Annotated in this window: 11 protein-coding genes; 10 read left to right on the forward strand and 1 reads right to left on the reverse strand. The window is 47.8% G+C overall.

Features of this window, described 5'->3' with window-relative positions:
• The first annotated feature begins 66 nt into the window (after positions 1–66).
• The 10 genes from ACMVP2_RS22110 (at position 67) to ACMVP2_RS22155 (ending at position 14420) form a co-directional block, all read left to right on the forward strand.
• Positions 67–2490: an ABC transporter permease gene (locus tag ACMVP2_RS22110; RefSeq protein ID WP_416865148.1), complete on the forward strand. Its 2424-nt coding sequence runs from the start codon at positions 67–69 to the stop codon at positions 2488–2490.
• A 31-nt stretch (positions 2491–2521) separates the two neighbouring features.
• Entirely contained in the window at positions 2522–4924 is a 2403-nt protein-coding gene (locus ACMVP2_RS22115; protein WP_416865149.1) for an ABC transporter permease, read from the forward strand.
• A 27-nt stretch (positions 4925–4951) separates the two neighbouring features.
• Positions 4952–6214, forward strand: coding sequence for an ABC transporter permease (locus ACMVP2_RS22120; protein ID WP_416865150.1), 1263 nt, complete (start codon positions 4952–4954; stop codon positions 6212–6214).
• Complete coding sequence (locus ACMVP2_RS22125) at positions 6208–7305, forward strand: ABC transporter permease (protein WP_416865151.1); 1098 nt, start codon at positions 6208–6210, stop codon at positions 7303–7305. The genes ACMVP2_RS22120 and ACMVP2_RS22125 overlap by 7 nt, the downstream gene beginning before the upstream one ends.
• A gap of 27 nt (positions 7306–7332) precedes the next feature.
• Positions 7333–9597 carry an ABC transporter permease gene (locus ACMVP2_RS22130; RefSeq protein ID WP_416865152.1) on the forward strand — a complete coding sequence of 755 codons (2265 nt, stop codon included), beginning with the start codon at positions 7333–7335 and terminating at the stop codon, positions 9595–9597.
• A gap of 8 nt (positions 9598–9605) precedes the next feature.
• Positions 9606–12074 carry an ABC transporter permease gene (locus tag ACMVP2_RS22135; protein ID WP_416865153.1) on the forward strand — a complete coding sequence of 823 codons (2469 nt, stop codon included), beginning with the start codon at positions 9606–9608 and terminating at the stop codon, positions 12072–12074.
• A gap of 106 nt (positions 12075–12180) precedes the next feature.
• Positions 12181–12474 (forward strand): type II toxin-antitoxin system HigB family toxin, encoded by a 294-nt coding sequence (locus ACMVP2_RS22140; protein ID WP_416868215.1) that lies wholly within the window; start codon positions 12181–12183, stop codon positions 12472–12474.
• Positions 12475–12476: 2 nt separating this feature from the next.
• Entirely contained in the window at positions 12477–12833 is a 357-nt protein-coding gene (locus tag ACMVP2_RS22145) for a helix-turn-helix domain-containing protein (protein WP_416865154.1), read from the forward strand.
• Positions 12834–13071: 238 nt separating this feature from the next.
• Entirely contained in the window at positions 13072–13965 is an 894-nt protein-coding gene (locus ACMVP2_RS22150; protein ID WP_416865155.1) for a metallophosphoesterase, read from the forward strand.
• 155 nt (positions 13966–14120) lie between these two features.
• Positions 14121–14420 (forward strand): GIY-YIG nuclease family protein, encoded by a 300-nt coding sequence (locus ACMVP2_RS22155; protein ID WP_339795374.1) that lies wholly within the window; start codon positions 14121–14123, stop codon positions 14418–14420.
• A 268-nt stretch (positions 14421–14688) separates the two neighbouring features.
• Here ACMVP2_RS22155 and ACMVP2_RS22160 read toward each other — a convergent pair whose 3' ends face one another.
• Complete coding sequence (locus ACMVP2_RS22160) at positions 14689–15540, reverse strand: AraC family transcriptional regulator (protein WP_416865156.1); 852 nt, start codon at positions 15538–15540, stop codon at positions 14689–14691.
• Positions 15541–15654 lie beyond the last annotated feature (114 nt).

Consider the following 15654-nt stretch of genomic DNA (forward strand, 5'->3'; position numbering starts at 1 on the left):
ATTTTGAGGTTTGGCACATCTTGTGACATGTAAGAATCATCAGATCAAAACCCTAAAAGAAGTCCCATGCTTTTCAACTACCTCAAAATAGCCTGGCGCAACATCACCAGAAACAAACTTCTCACTTTTATTAATGTGGGCGGGCTGGCAGTGGGCATCGCCACTAGTTTGCTGATTATGCAATATGTTGCTTTTGAGCAAAGCTACGACCAGTTTTTTGAAAACAAGGAGCGCATATTCAGGGTAGACTGGAGCTTCAATCAGGAAGGTGAGACGGCGTTGGCACTCCCAAAGGCAGCATCGGGTGCAGGCCCTAAGCTCGTTGCCGATTTTCCGGAAGTTGAAACGATGACCAGAATCTACAAAACCTTTAGCCCTGTGAATGTCAGCTATCAGGACAAGGTTTTTAATGAGGCGAAAATCCTGTTCGCCAGCCAGGAATTCTTTACTGTGTTTTCCTTTCCGCTGGTTTCAGGTGAAAGGAAAAGTGTACTGGACGGCCCCAACAAGGTAGTGCTGAGCCAGTCGGCAGCAGATCGCTACTTTCCCGGTACTGACCCGCTCGGCAAAATTCTCCGCCTCAAGGAGGGCGACGATTGGGACATGAACCTGCAGGTGACGGGCGTGATGGAAGATATGCCGGCCAACACCCATATGGAGGGAGACCTGGTTATTTCCTTCGACACCTATATCCACCCAGGCTCTTATGCTGACGGGAGTTTTTACTGGGTGAACTTTTACACCTACCTGCTCACCGCCCCCGGCACTACAAAAGAGCAATTGAATGCCAAGCTGAACCCATGGCTGGCTGCCAACGAGGCCTTCAACGACTGGAGCGAAGGAGACAAACCCACCGCAAGTGTGATGCCACTGGAGAATATTCACCTGCACTCGCACTATACACAGGAAATGAAGGCCAACGGCAGCTACCTGGTGGTTTCCATACTCATGGTGGCTGCGCTGGTGATATTGGTCATTGCCTGGCTCAACTATATTAACCTGAGCACTGCCAAGGGCCTGGAACGGGCCCGTGAAGTTGGCATCAAAAAAGTGGTTGGGGCTGGTAAGTACCAGCTCATGGGGCAGTTTTTGTTAGAGGCACTGCTCATCAACCTGATGGGGCTTACTCTTGCAATTACCTTGTTTCAGTTTGCCCAGCCACTGCTTCAGTCGGTGATGCCCACCGCTGGCGGCTGGGGGGTGATGCTGGAAAGCGACCTGCTGCTTCCCATGGCCGTCACCATCGGCTTCGGTTCGTTTCTGGCAGGTTACTATCCTGCCAGGGTCATTTCATCCTACCAGCCGGTGGCTATTCTAAAGGGCCGGGTAGCGCATTCTACAGGTGGGGTACTTCTTCGCAGGACCATGGTGGCCGTGCAGTTTGGGCTGTCGCTGTCGCTTTTGGTGACCACCTTTACCGTCAGGAACCAGGTCGACTTTATGTTTTCGCAGGACTTGGGTATCAACCTGGACCAGGTGGTGGTGGCGCTTGCCCCCGACGCTGTAGCGGGCGATCAGGAGGAAAAATTTCGATTGTTTCGCAACGAGCTGATGGCGGGCAGGAGTATTGTGAACGCTTCCAGGAGTGTAGTGGTGCCGGGAGAATCAATATTTTACAACTATGCCAGGCAGCTGAAGGAGAGAAAGGGCGCCAGCGACAAATACGGGCAGGGAGCTGTCGATCCTTATTTTCTCTCTCTGGTGGATATGGAGTTTGTAGCCGGGCGTGATTTTAATCCTGACCTTGAGACTGACAAGCGGGCCGTGGTTGTCAACGAATCAGCCCTGAAGCTGCTTCAGTACGCTGATGCCGAAGAAGCATTGGGCGAAACGATTCGCTACATGGATGACGATTTTGGTGCCTGGACTATCGTGGGTGTGGTGAAAGACCACCATCAGTATGGGTTGGGCAGCGAGATTGAGGCAATGATTTATTACCTGGAACAGCAGGCACCCTCGTACTTCCTCTTTAAGATCGCCCCAGGCACAACACAGCAGGCAATAGCAGAAATCCGGGAAGCCTATCAGGCGTTTTTTCCCGGCAATCCTTTCGACCACTATTATCTTGATGAGTCGTTCGAGCAGCAGTATGCCGCCGACCAGCAAATTCAGCAGGCTTTCAGTGGTTTTTCTTTCATTGCCATTGTTATTGCCTGTTTGGGACTGTTTGGTCTGGCTTCATTTGAGGCCATTCAGCGCACAAAAGAAATAGGTATTCGGAAGGTGCTGGGCGCTTCGTTTTCTGGGCTTGCGGTGCTGTTTTCAAGTCGCTTTCTTGCGTTGCTGCTGATAAGCGCAGCGGTAGCCCTTCCTGTGTGCTATTTCCTGATGGAAGAATGGCTCAATGGCTATGCCTACCGAATGGAGCTGGGCTGGAGGGAATTTGCACTGCCGCTCTGCATACTTCTGGGTATAGCCATGATCACTTTGCTTTATCACACGCTTAAAACAGTGAGAGTGAATCCGGTGGAGGCTTTGAGAACAGAATAAGTTAAATTCCAGAAAGAAAAAGACTGTTAGCATGTTACAAAATTACTTTTTGATCGCCTGGCGCAATTTGCTGAAAAACAAGACTTTTTCGCTGATCAATATTTTTGGATTGGCGGTTTCGCTGGCGACCTGTGTGCTGATATTGCTCTATGTCCATAGCGAGCTTACTTACGATAGCTATCATGAAAGGTCGGATCGGATTGTACGTGTTACCTCAATTTTCAACACGCCAGAGGGTGCTGAGCGGGCTGTTTATTCCGGTCAGGGGGTGGGGCCGGTAATGAAAGAGGAGCTGCCGGAAGTACAAGAGTTCGTTAGGGTGTCAGGCACAATCAGGGAGAGGTTTTATTTCAAAAAAGGTGATGAGTTTCTCAGAGAAGAAAACATAGTTGTGGCAGACCCACAGGTATTTGATGTTTTCACCTTTCACCTAACCGAAGGTGATCTGGAAGATCCTTTGAGGGAGTTAAACACAGTAGTGCTTAATAAAACTTTGGCCAACAAGTACTTTGGTGCCGAATACCCCATCGGGAAAGTGATTGAAATTAATGACCAGGCCTATACGGTAACGGCAGTGATGGAAGATTTGCCGCCGAACGTCGATTTGCCCATTCGGGCTTTGATCAGAGAAGGGAGAGCGGACGGGCGTAACTTTTTGATGATTGGGTTTACGACTTACTTGCTCCTTGGCGAGCAGGTGGATAAACAAGCTTTCGAAGAGAAAGTGAAGCAGTTTGCAAACAAGCACTACACCGAAGCAAAGGAAAATGGGGATATGGAGGGGGTGAGCATTGATCTGGAAGCCCAGCGGTTGACTGACTTGCATTTTACGCATGGGATCCAGGCAGATAACCCCAAGGGTAACAAAGCCTATCCTGTTGTATTTGCGATATCAGGCGCTATGCTTTTCTTTTTGGCGCTGTTCAATTACATCAACCTCACTACTATACGCACGCTGGAACGAGCCAGGGAGGTAGGCATAAGAAAAACTATTGGAGCCACCAGGTATCAATTGGTTTTTCAGTTTCTGACAGAGGCCTCGTTGATTGTTGGTGTTTCGAGTTTGTTGGGGTATACGCTTGTTCAGTTGGGGCTTTACCCGCTCAATAGCATTTTGGGTAAGGACTTCACTTTCACAGATCAGGTGACATTTTATTTGACTATTACGGCTCTTGGCTCGCTGGCTTTCATGGTTGTGGCTTCATCTGTTTACCCGGCAATGCTCCTTTCAAAGCGGACAACCGTCGACGTGATGAAGGGAGGGATAGGTATTAGCGGTAATCGTTTTTCCCTTCGGAAAGGACTGGTGATTTTACAGTTCACCATTTCCAGCGTGTTGATGTGCGGCATGGTGGCCATTTATTTACAGCTCGACTTTTTGCATAACAAGGACCTCGGCTTTAACCAGGAAGGTGTCATGGTGGTGGAAATGCCCCGAAGCCGTGAACTTCAAACGAGAGGGCCAGCGCTGAAGACAGACTTGTTGGCTATTTCGGGAGTCGAAAAGGTAAGCCTGGCTGATTTTGGTGCGTCGCCGGGCTCATTCATGCCTCAGGGCAATTTGGTGGTGCTGGAAGGCGGCAGAAACGATGAATACTGGCTGAATATCATTAAAGTAGACGAAGACTATCTTGACCTGATGGGCATAAAGATGAAACAGGGCGCCGGGTTTAATGGTATCAACAATAACTCAAAGCCGACTGGTGTAGTGGTGAATGAAAGTTTTGCCGTCGCAACCGGCCTGGCGGATGATCCCATTGGGGCTGATTTGGGTTCTTTTTTGTTTCCTGGAGGTAAAGATAAAATTGTTGGTGTGTTGGAGAACTACCACTATACCTCGATGCATAATTCAATTGACCCCATCGTGATGTATTGGCTGGGGAGCACTGGTTCCGACGAGCAATTTACAACCGACATTGTGCTGATTAAATCGAAAGCTGACATGCGGGATCAGGTAGCCGGGGTATGGAGGCAACATTTTCCAAATGAGCCGATGGAATACCACTACCTCAACGAGCGTATGGAGTCGCTCTACAAAACGGAAGAGTCGGCTATGTCGTTGTTTTCGTACGTCACCATATTGTCGCTGGCAGTGGCTGGGTTGGGCTTGTTTGGCCTCTCGGGGTTTCTGATTCAGCTGCGAACAAAAGAAATCGGCGTCAGAAAGGTGCTGGGAGCGACGGTCAATTCCCTGCTTCGATTGCTTACCAAAGAATTTGTTGTGCTAGTGTTGTTGGCTCAGGTAATAGCTGTGCCGATGGCTGTTTGGGCAGTGCAGAAGTGGCTTGAGGGTTTTGCTTATCGTGCCAATGTAACCTGGTGGCAGTTTGGGCTTGCGGTGACGTTTGTCGTGCTCATTGCCCTGGCAACTGTTGCGGTGAAGTCGATAAAAGCAGCCGCAGCCAACCCGGTGGATTCACTTCGAACAGAATAGTTTATTTAATTAGAAATGACAGTTAACATGTTACAAAATTACTTTTTGATCGCCTGGCGCAATTTGCTCCGTCACAAGGGTTATGCATTTATCAATATCCTCGGACTGACAGTTGGCCTTGCTGCCAATGTTTTTATCCTCCTGTGGGTGACAGATGAATTGTCGTTCGACCGGTTTCATGCAAATGGTGATCGCATTTTCCAGGTGCTGGTCAATAGCGAATATCCTGATGGCAGTATTGAAACCTATGGTGCTACTCCTGCAAAATTGAAGGCCGTAATAGAAAGCCAAATTCCTGAAGTGGAATTAGCTACTCAGTACAGTATGGAAACAGAGCTGTTGGTAAAGCATGAGTCCAATGCCTTCAATGAAAGTGGAATTTATGCCGATGCAGCACTATTTGAAGTATTCAGTTTCCCCATCGTAAGTGGTGATCCCACCCAACCGCTCACCGACATTAAATCAATCGCTATCTCTGAAAACCTCGCCAAAAAGCTGTTTGAAAAGGAAGACCCCATTGGTAAAACGCTGCGCATGGGAGAATCCAACGAACTAATGGTCACCAGCGTTTTTGAAAACATACCGCAAAACTCAAGCCTTCAGTTTGACTTTGTTATTCCCTTTGAAGCTTTCGTCAAGGAAAATCCGTGGACACAAAACTGGAGGAGCGGTGGGAGCAAGACAGCGGTGATGTTGAAATCTGCTGACTCCAGGGATGCGGCCGACCAAAAGCTGTCAGGTTTGATTAAGAGTAACTGTGCCGATTGTTCAACGACCCCAGTATTATTTCCCTACCTGAAGTCGAGGCTTTATTCGGAGTTTGAAAATGGGAAGAACACCGGTGGAAGAATACAGCAGGTTTTCCTTTTTGGTGCCGTGGCCATCTTAATCCTTGTCATGGCTTGCATCAATTTCATGAACCTTTCAACGGCCCGCTCTGCCAACAGAAGCCGTGAAGTGGGGGTTAGGAAATCGATAGGGGCTAAAAAATCTGACCTCGTTATTCAGTTTATGACCGAGTCGGTGCTGCTGTCTTTCATTGCACTGCTTTTCGCTATGGGGATTGTGCAGATGCTCCTTCCATTCTTTAACGACATAACGGCCAAGTCTATTGAATTAGACTTCACCAGCCCGGTGTTCACTTTTGGCATTCTTGGCGTGGCGGCTATTTGCGGATTACTCGCTGGAAGCTACCCGGCATTTGTTTTGTCAGCATTCCATCCTGCGAAAGTTTTAAAGCGAAATACACAGGCCTCACCGGAAACACGCTGCGCAAAACACTTGTGGTAGTTCAATTTTCCACGTCACTCATACTGATCATAGGGAGTATTACGGTGTACAAGCAAATTGTTTTCATCGGTGAAAGAAACCTTGGGTTTGACAAAGAGAATATCATTGTGGTTGACCGCAACGAAGGCACCGATAAAAACTACTCAGCCATTAAAAATGATTTGAATCAGCTGGCTGCGGTGAAAAGCATTGCCTTCGGAGGCAATAATATATTTACGGTCCCCATTACTACCACCGATCCGGTATGGGCTGGCAAACCCGACAACTCCTCCATTACTTTCAAAATCTACCGCTGCGATGCTGAATTCATTCCAACAATGAACATCAAAATGCAAGGGGGGCGAAATTTCATTGGTGATCAGGATGCTTCCAATTACATTATCAACAAGAAGGCTGCCGAGGTTATGGGATTGGATCTTGAACATGCGATAGGAGCAGACCTTGAAATGTGGAATGGAAAAGGGAAGGTTGTTGGCGTTACGGATGACTTTCACAATAACAATCTGAGGTTTGGCATAGAGCCCATGATATTCATGTACTCCGAAAATATCGGGTCACACTACTTCATCAAGCTAGGGGGGCAGGGGCCAGTTGCTGCAACTGTTGCACAGTTGCAGGGCGTCTTTGAACAGCACAACCCCGATTACCCTTTTGAATACACTTTTCTCGATGAAGTTTTCGACAGGGAATACCGAACTGAGGCCGTTGTAGGGAAGCTGTCGTTGAGTTTTACAGTCATTGCCATCCTGATTTCTTGTTTGGGGCTCGTTGGCTTGGCTTCTTTCACAGCCGAAAGAAGAACCAAAGAATTAGGCATTCGAAAAGTAATGGGCGCTTCCGTTTGGGGGCTTGTTGTTATGCTGGGCAATGATTTTATAGCCCTCTTTAGCTTTAGCTTACTCGCTGGTATCCCGATAGCCTGGTATTTAGTCAACGAATACTTATCAGACTATGCCTTCCGAACCCAAATCAGTTGGAGCACTTACCTCTCAACATCGCTTGTTATGTTGCTTGTCACGTTGCTTTCGGTAGGCTACCAGTCTGTCAAAGCAGCTTCAGCCAATCCAGTCGACTCTTTGCGAAATGAGTAAGTAGAGTAATTTCAAAACCAACCACCTATGCTAAAAAACCACATACTCCTGGCTTTCCGCCATTTGAAAAAGGAAAAGGGCTATATGCTGTCAAGCATTGTTGGGCTTGCTCTGGCATTTACAGCCTGTTTTTTTACGTTCAGCTTCATCTGGCATGAATATAACGCAGATAGCCATTTTGCCGACCCGAAGCATACTTATCGACTTAAGAACAACGACGCCATCGATTCACCGATTAGGTTTCCAGTCCTTCCCATCTCAAATGCACGGTACATGGAAGATCATTTCCCAGAGGTGAATTTTAGTGTACCTGTTTATCAGGAGGGAGGGGAGCAAGAAATATCCGTGGAAGGTAAACTGTTCACCGAAAAGCTATGGGCTTATACTGAGGCGGAAGCTGTCTTGCTGTTTGACTCAAGTTATTTTGATATAAAAAACAGCTTTGAGGCGGGCACTGTACTTCTCAATCATTCCGCAGCAATAAAACTATTTGGCAGAGCAGACCCTGTCGGAGAAACAATCGATCTGAAAGAAGGTAAGTACACAGTGGTCGGCACTTTCAAGGATTTTCCTACCAACTCTCACTTGACGGTCAACGTATTGGCCATTCCGCTCCCCAGCAAAAAGATGGACTATTCGCAAGGCCTGGTGTATGTGAATACCAGGCCCGACGCCGATATAGTAGCCCTGAACCAAAAAGTAGATGAGGAGTCAGCGAACATGGACAAGTTTATTGACGTGATTCGTTATACGCTTGTTAGTGTAGAAGATATGTACTTGGTGGAGATGGATAATGGGCCACTTTTACGAAGCGCTAACCAGGAAATGATTAATATGCTGGGCATGATCTCAACGATCATTCTTTTTATTTCCATTTTCAATATTATCAATCTTACCCAGGTCAAAACGCTCTTTCGTGGCAGAGAAATGGGCGTGAAAAAGGTACTGGGCATTACTCCTGCCCAAATGCTGCTACAGTTCTTGGTGGAGTCAGCTGTCGTTGTTTTTCTGGCTGCTATGTTAAGTGTCTCCTTCATACAATTCACCAGTGGGGAGGTTTTGCCCTACTTGAAGATCGATAGTTCTGCTTTTGATGTAAGCGCTACTTTTCTAGTAATGCTCATGGTGAGCGTAACTGCTCTGCTGGCAGGGATTCAAGGCGCACTCTTTAGTAAAGTGATGCCGAGGGACGTTATCGCTGGCAAGTTCAAACTGGGTGAGCGAAAATGGCTGCTGAAGTCGATGGTTGGGCTACAGTTCCTCATCGCTTGCACTCTCATCGGAGGCACCTTGCTGGTTGATAAACAGACCGATTACATTATGGCCAAGCCACTGGGTTTTGCCATTGAGGACTTGTGGTATATCCCCAGTCCGTCTGCTGAAACGGATTTACGCCTGCTGCGAGATCGACTTCTTACTATTCCAGAGGTGCAAAGTGCTACTATTTCCAGTGGACTTCCATTCGTCGGAACGGGTGGAATTCTGCAACCTGCAGGTGAGCAAAAAGAGCTTGAGTTTGTCGCCTATATTTCGATCGACAAGAACTTTTTCAATACGCTTAACCTGACATTTGAAAGAGAGCCGATCTTTTTACCCGACACAGGTTTCATTGTGAATGAAGCCCTGATCAATAGAGAGGATCTTTTTTCTGAGCCGGGATCTAGGGAGGCCTTTTTGGGGGTTACGTCCGATTTTCATTTCAATAGCCTGGCATCGCCCATCGGGCCTTTGTTGATGTCTTTGGAAGACCCATCGTCGGGGTACCTGACCATGCGTATCGATGAACATGCCAAAACAGCGGCGCAGACTAAAGTTAAGGCAGAATGGGATAGACTTTATAACGGCCGTGCGTTTGAGCTTCTGGCTCTTTCCGATATTTACTTGCAGAAACACCACGAGGCCAGTGAGCTGGCAACCGTATTGAAAGTGCTGTCTTTGCTGGCCGTTTTTATCTCCTGTATTGGCCTTGCTTCACTCACAGGTTTCTTTGTGCGAAAGCGCTTCAAAGAGATCGCTATCCGAAAAGTGTTAGGTGCAACGATTGAACAAGTGATCCGGCAGGTAAATGTTGGATACGCAGCATGGATAGGTGGCGCAACAGGTGTGTCGATGCTGGTTGTTTACTACTACGGCACGGAGTGGCTGGCAGGCTATGCTTACGCTACCACATTGGACGCCTGGGTGATGCTGGCTCCAGGTGTTTTACTTATAGTAATTTCGTCTGCGATAATGATCCTGCAAACCTGGAAAACTGCCAGAGCCAACCCCGTGGAGGCTTTGCGGGCTGAATAAAACCTGCTATGCTCACCAGCTACCTCAAAATCGCTTTCCGCAGCCTGCTCCGGCATAAGACCACCTCGGCTATCACGATTTTTGGCCTCGGGCTGGCGTTGGCGGCTGCCCTTCTTATTGGGCAATACGTTCGTTTCGAACTCAGCTACGACCGGTTCCACGGTGCAGGCACGGATCGAACCTATCGCATTTTCTCCAGAGACTTTTCCAGTGGCGCCTTGCAGTACGAAGCCGCCACTTCTCCGGCTGTGCTGGCCACTTCTTTACTCAGCACTACACAGGTGGAGGCCATCACCAGGCTATGCGGAAGTTCCAGCTTTTCCAATGTGCTGTCGTACGACAACGGGGAAGAAGTCCGGAGCTTTAACACCAGTCATACCTATTTTGCCGAAACATCGTTCTTCGATTTTTTTGACTTTCCACTGATCAAAGGGAGCAAAGAAGCATTGGATCAGCCTTTTCAGGTGATTATCTCTGAATCTATGGCTTTGAAGTTTTTTGGTGCCGATGACCCCATGGGCAAAACACTGAAGCGGCATACCAGCACGGATGACGTAGAGTACACCGTGGCGGGAGTGTTAAAAGACCTGCCAGCTAACACCCATATGGCTGTCAACTTTTTGTTTTCTTTCCCCACATTGGCACAAACGGAAAGAGGAAGGGCAGACCTAAAAGACTGGGATGCGGAGTATTTTCACTCTTATGTGAGGCTCCGAGAAGGTAGCCAACCAGAAGATCTTTCGGAGCAGTTGATGGAATTTGAAGGAGAATGGCTTGGTAAGTATGGCATGGCTCCGGACCCAGCGCACCCACGCTGGCACATGCAGCCGGTCGTTGATATTCATTTGCATTCACAGTTGATGGAAGAAATGAAAACCAATAACTCGGCTGCTGATGTTTACTTTCTTGTAGCCATAGCGCTGTTCGTGCTGGTGATCGCCTGGGTCAACCATATCAATCTGTCGATGTTCTCGGCCCTGAGCCGGGGTAAGGAAGTAGGTGTGAGGAGGCTGATCGGTGCTGGCAAGTGGCAGCTTATTCAGCAGTTTGTGGCAGAGGCCTTCGCAGTCAACCTCCTGGCGCTTACGGTTGCTTTTACTGTGGTGCAGGTAAGCTCAGGCTGGTTTCAGGCTATAGCAGGTAGTCCGTTTGGGTTGTTCTGGAAAGACGATACTATGCTAGCGGTGTGCGCCCTACTTTTCGTAGTGAGTGGAGCCATATCGTCGCTGGTGCCCTTTTTCTTGCTGCAAAATAAACAGCTCGCCTCGATGTTGAAAGGAAAGATGAGCAATGTGGCGGGGGGTGGCCTGCGGTCTGCCTTGATGGTGGTGCAGTTTGCGGCCAGCCTTTTTATTATTGTGGGCACAGCAGCAGTATATGGTCAACTAAAATTCATGCACAACATGAAGCTCGGGATTGACATTGAGAATACGTTGGTACTAACAACCCCTTCCTTGGTCGACTCGACCTACCTGTCGCAACTCGATGTGTTTAAGAATGAGCTCCAGCAATATCCCGGCATTCGGTCTGTCTCCACGTCGGCGTTTTTGCCAGGAAGTGAGAATGCCTGGCAGCAACGATTTTGGAAGCCGGAAAGTGGTAGCGATGAGGCTGTATTGATGACATTCAATGTGGTGGACGATAGTTTTGTCGACGTGTTTGGGGTGGAAATCGTAGAGGGGAGAGACTTTCTTCCAACCGAGCAACGGGCTGGGGATTTTGGCGACGCACTGGAGAGCATCCTGATCAACGAAAAGGCAGTACAGGCTCATGGCTTTGCCAGTACAAGGGAAGCAGTAGGTAGCGAGCTGGCATCGAAAGGTGTTCGCTGCAAGATTGTGGGAGTAGTGAAAGACTTTCATCAGGAGTCGCCAAAGGCTGCCATTCCGCCAGCCATGTTTGTGCTGGATAATATCAATAGCACTTTTTACGCTGTCAAACTCAATTTCCCCGTCAGCGACCTCAATAGTGAATCACTGACAGCCGCACTTGCATTTATAGAGGGAAAGTGGGAAGAGGTATTCCCCAACAACCCTTTCGACTATTTCCTGCTGGAGAATCGTTACGAACAACAATATGCCTCCGAAGACCGGCTGTCAACATTGCTGGGGGTTTTCTCAGGCCTCTCTATTTTCATTTCCTGCCTGGGACTGTTTGGACTCGTGTCGCTCACCATTGCCCAACGAACCAAGGAGATTGGCATCCGAAAGGTGCTGGGCGCTTCCGTTGCTGATCTTCTACTTTTGTTGTCCAGCCGCTTTGTCAGGCTCGTTGCATTGGCTGTCATTGTCACACTGCCCATCACCTTTTGGTTGGTAAATGAATGGTTGCAAAACTACGCCTACGCTATGCGTTTGGGGTGGTGGCTATTTGCACTGCCGGGGGCGGGACTGATATTGCTGGCCCTGGCGGTGGTGGTTGTCGAGGCTCTGCCAAGGACACAAGCCAATCCGGTGGATTCGCTGAGGATGGAGTGATTTAAATGTTTAGGCAGTAGACTTTCGTTGAAACGCTTGGCTAAATCTCCTGCTAGTTACCAGTTTGGTAACTTTTCCATATATTTGCTGTTGTATGTAAAGATTGATGAGAGTAGTTGCCAAAAAAATACTTCGTGAATTCTGGGAGAAGCATAATGATTCGGAACAGCAACTAAAGACCTGGTACAAGGAAGCCTCAAAAGCTGATTGGTCAGACCCGACCGACATCAAGGGTGACTATGCAAAGGCCAGTATTCTAAAAAGTGGTCGAGTGGTTTTCAATATTTGTGGCAATAAGTATCGCCTGATTGTTGATATAAACTATGGTAGAAAGTGGGCCTTTATTCGATTCATTGGCACACATGCAGAATATGATAAGGTAGACGCCGATAGAATTTGACTATGGATATTAAAGTAATAAAGACAGAAGGTGAGTATCAGCTGGCGCTCAAACGCCTGGAGGGTATATTTCATGCACCAGCCGATTCAAAAGAAGGCGATGAAGCAGAAATACTGTCCATCCTGATTGAAAAGTACGAGAACGAACATTATCCCATTGCAGCACCTGACCCAATCGAAGCTATCAAATTTCGAATGGAACAGATGGGCATGGATATCCAGGACCTGGCGGAGATCATAGGGTACAAAAGCCGTGTGTCTGAAATATTCAGCAGGAAGAGAAAGCTCACCCTAAAGATGATAAAGAACCTGCATGAGAAACTAAACATTCCTTATGAGTCGTTAATGGCTGACTATTAGGTTATTGTTAATGTGCAGTCCTGTACTTGGGCTTTCTCGGCGAGGTGACCTAAACGTTTTCGATACTGCGCTGGTTTGTTTCGAGTAAAGCGCTTTGCCGATTTCCGTTAAGGCCTTAGTGAGCTTTCGTTAAGCGCTTAGGGGGAAATGATGAGAAATGTTTCGTAATGAATCCTTGTTGCGGCACCGGGTAATTTCCATTAATTTGACGTCAGATTAGCTATTGACCGTCAGTCCTATGATCACCCGCCGTCTTTTTCTCAAATCTTCGCTGATTACTCTTCCCGCTCTGGGGCTGGTCAGCAACGCCATGGCAGCCAAAAAGCCCAAAGTGCGTTTTGGCGTGGTCACCGACTCACATTATGCCGACCGGGAGCCAGGCGGCATTCGGTACTACCGGGAGTCGCTGGAAAAGATGGCCGAGTTTGCCGAGGTGATGAACAGGGAAAAAGTCGACTTTGTGATCCACCTGGGAGACTTTAAAGATGAGGACACCAGCAGGAGGGAGGAAGATACCTTGAAATACCTGCAAAACCTGGAGGCGGTGTATGCACAATTCAAAGGCCCCCGCTACCACGTCATAGGCAACCACGATGTGGACAGCATCAGCAAAGCACAGTTTATAGCCAATGTGGAGAATACCGGCATCGACTCGGGCCTTGGCTACTATTCGTTTGACAAAAAGGGGTTCCACTTTATAGTGCTCGACCCCAACTTCCATCCTGACGGCATTGATCATAACAAAGGTGATTTTGAATGGTTTGAGTCGACCGTTCCACAGCCTCAGATGGATTGGTTAAAGGCTGACCTCGTAGCAACCCGGCTACCCACGGTGGTGTTTGTTCACCACTCATTGTATGAACTGCCGGATGAGACCATGCATGTGGAGAATTCAATGGAAGTGAGGAAGGTATTGGAGGACTCTGGCAAGGTGGCAGCAGTCTTCCATGGGCATTGCCATAGGGAGGGATATTCCAGTATTAATGGTATTCACTACACACTTTTGCCAGCCATGGTTGATAATAGTGGGCCAGAGAACAATGCCTATGCGATTATTGAAGGGTTTGATAACGGCGACATGGAGTTGACTGGTTATCGAAAGACGAGAAGCAGGTCTTATCCGGCTAGCTGAGGTTGGGTAAAAAGAGAAGAGACTTTCACCGGTTATTGCGAGGCTGAGCGTAATGTTTATCTATGTTCCAAAAACTCCAACGGCCGTGGCAATCTGTTGGCTTAGGCAGTGAATCTGTTGGAAAGGACGGCTGAAGAATAGATCGAAATATTTTCATGGGAAAAGGAGGTGTTATTTATATTCTAACCAACAAGAACCGCACAACCCTTTATGTTGGTTTGACTTCTGATTTGATCACCAGACTACACGACCACCAGACAAAGAAATACACTAATAGTTTTACTGCGAGATACAATCTGGATAGACTGGTTTATTATGAGATCTTCCATTCCATAGCTGAGGCAGTAGCGAGGGAAAAACAACTAAAAGCTGGGAAACGTCAAACCAAGATTGACTTGATAGAAGGCTTCAACCCTGAATGGAAGGATCTTACAGAGGAGGTTTTGAAGTGGTAGAAGCGGTTAAGCCCAGATTGTCGCCTTGCCTCACTACTTTGGCGGCCACCCGCCCCACCGGTTATTGCGAGGCTGAGCGTAATGTTTATCTATGTTCCAAAAACTCCAACAGCCGTGGCAATCTGTTTGCCGTGGCAGTGAATCCGGCGGATTGCCACACCACTTTACGAATCGTTATACAATATTAAATATCGTTTTGTGGCTCGCAATAACCGGTGGAGGGGAGTGAGGCACTCGCTAATGAACCGCAATGAGAATGAATATCCCCTCAACCAACATACTTCTTCCTAAACCCCGTCGGGCTCAGGCCGGTGATCCGCTTGAACTGCTTGTTAAAATGGGGAATGGTGCTGTAGCCCGACTGCAGACAGACTTCGGTAATGCTGAGTTCAGTATCGATCAAAAGCCTGCTGGCGTGGCCTATTCTAAACTCGTTCACAAATTCGAAGAAGGTTTTCTTGGCTCTTTTTTTAAAATAACGACAAAAGGCCTGAGGTGTCTGGTGAAGTAGGTTGGCAACGGGGTCGAGTCGAATCACGTCTCTGAAATGTTGCCTTACATACTCAAATACAATGGTCATTTTTTCTGCATCCTTTGCCGTTGTATGGTGCGCATAGCCAGCACTGGCAAGGGTTCTTGCCTCATTGGACGTGGAGAGGAGCTGAAGTGTTTCCATGAGGCCAAGCACTTTGCCAAATGGGTCGGCATCTACCATCTGAGCTAGTTTTCTCCCAACGCTTTTGGAGAGCTCCAGTGGAAATACCACACCGTAGCTGGCTTTTTCAAAAAGCTGCCGGATGGTGGCAAACTCGGGAGAGCTGAGCAAGCTATTGTTGAGCATTCCTGCGGAAAAATGTACGACTATTGCTTCACTTCTGCCGGACTGATTAGAAGGGTTCTGCCAAATATGCGGAAGGTTGGATCCGAGCAGCACCAGATCGTTTTCGACGAACTCATCAATACTATTGCCCACAAATCTCGTTCCCCGGCTTTTGATAATATAAGTGAGCTCCATTTCGGGGTGAAAGTGCCATGGAGCATCGAACTCCGGGAGGTTCAACGCACGAATTACCAGTGACTGACCTGCTTCCAGGTCTACTTTTTCAAAGATGGCTTTCATCCGTTATCGATGCAATGCTTGTTTATATTACCAATAATACGACTATGTATCAATATTTGGGTTAAAATAAGTTAAGTAAATGCCAAAATTGACGTAGAGGACTGTCGGAAAAGG

Source organism: Imperialibacter sp. (assembly GCF_048007035.1).
Taxonomy (GTDB): Bacteria; Bacteroidota; Bacteroidia; order Cytophagales; family Cyclobacteriaceae; genus Imperialibacter.

What these genes read in the sequence shown, in the direction of transcription:
- ACMVP2_RS22110 (WP_416865148.1), top strand. Translation starts at nt 67, where the DNA reads ATGCTTTTCAACTACCTCAAAATAGCCTGGCGCAACATCACCAGAAAC.
- ACMVP2_RS22150 (WP_416865155.1), top strand. Translation starts at nt 13,072, where the DNA reads ATGATCACCCGCCGTCTTTTTCTCAAATCTTCGCTGATTACTCTTCCC.
- ACMVP2_RS22120 (WP_416865150.1), top strand. Translation starts at nt 4,952, where the DNA reads ATGTTACAAAATTACTTTTTGATCGCCTGGCGCAATTTGCTCCGTCAC.
- ACMVP2_RS22160 (WP_416865156.1), bottom strand. Translation starts at nt 15,540, where the DNA reads ATGAAAGCCATCTTTGAAAAAGTAGACCTGGAAGCAGGTCAGTCACTG.
- ACMVP2_RS22155 (WP_339795374.1), top strand. Translation starts at nt 14,121, where the DNA reads ATGGGAAAAGGAGGTGTTATTTATATTCTAACCAACAAGAACCGCACA.
- ACMVP2_RS22130 (WP_416865152.1), top strand. Translation starts at nt 7,333, where the DNA reads ATGCTAAAAAACCACATACTCCTGGCTTTCCGCCATTTGAAAAAGGAA.
- ACMVP2_RS22115 (WP_416865149.1), top strand. Translation starts at nt 2,522, where the DNA reads ATGTTACAAAATTACTTTTTGATCGCCTGGCGCAATTTGCTGAAAAAC.
- ACMVP2_RS22135 (WP_416865153.1), top strand. Translation starts at nt 9,606, where the DNA reads ATGCTCACCAGCTACCTCAAAATCGCTTTCCGCAGCCTGCTCCGGCAT.
- ACMVP2_RS22140 (WP_416868215.1), top strand. Translation starts at nt 12,181, where the DNA reads ATGAGAGTAGTTGCCAAAAAAATACTTCGTGAATTCTGGGAGAAGCAT.
- ACMVP2_RS22145 (WP_416865154.1), top strand. Translation starts at nt 12,477, where the DNA reads ATGGATATTAAAGTAATAAAGACAGAAGGTGAGTATCAGCTGGCGCTC.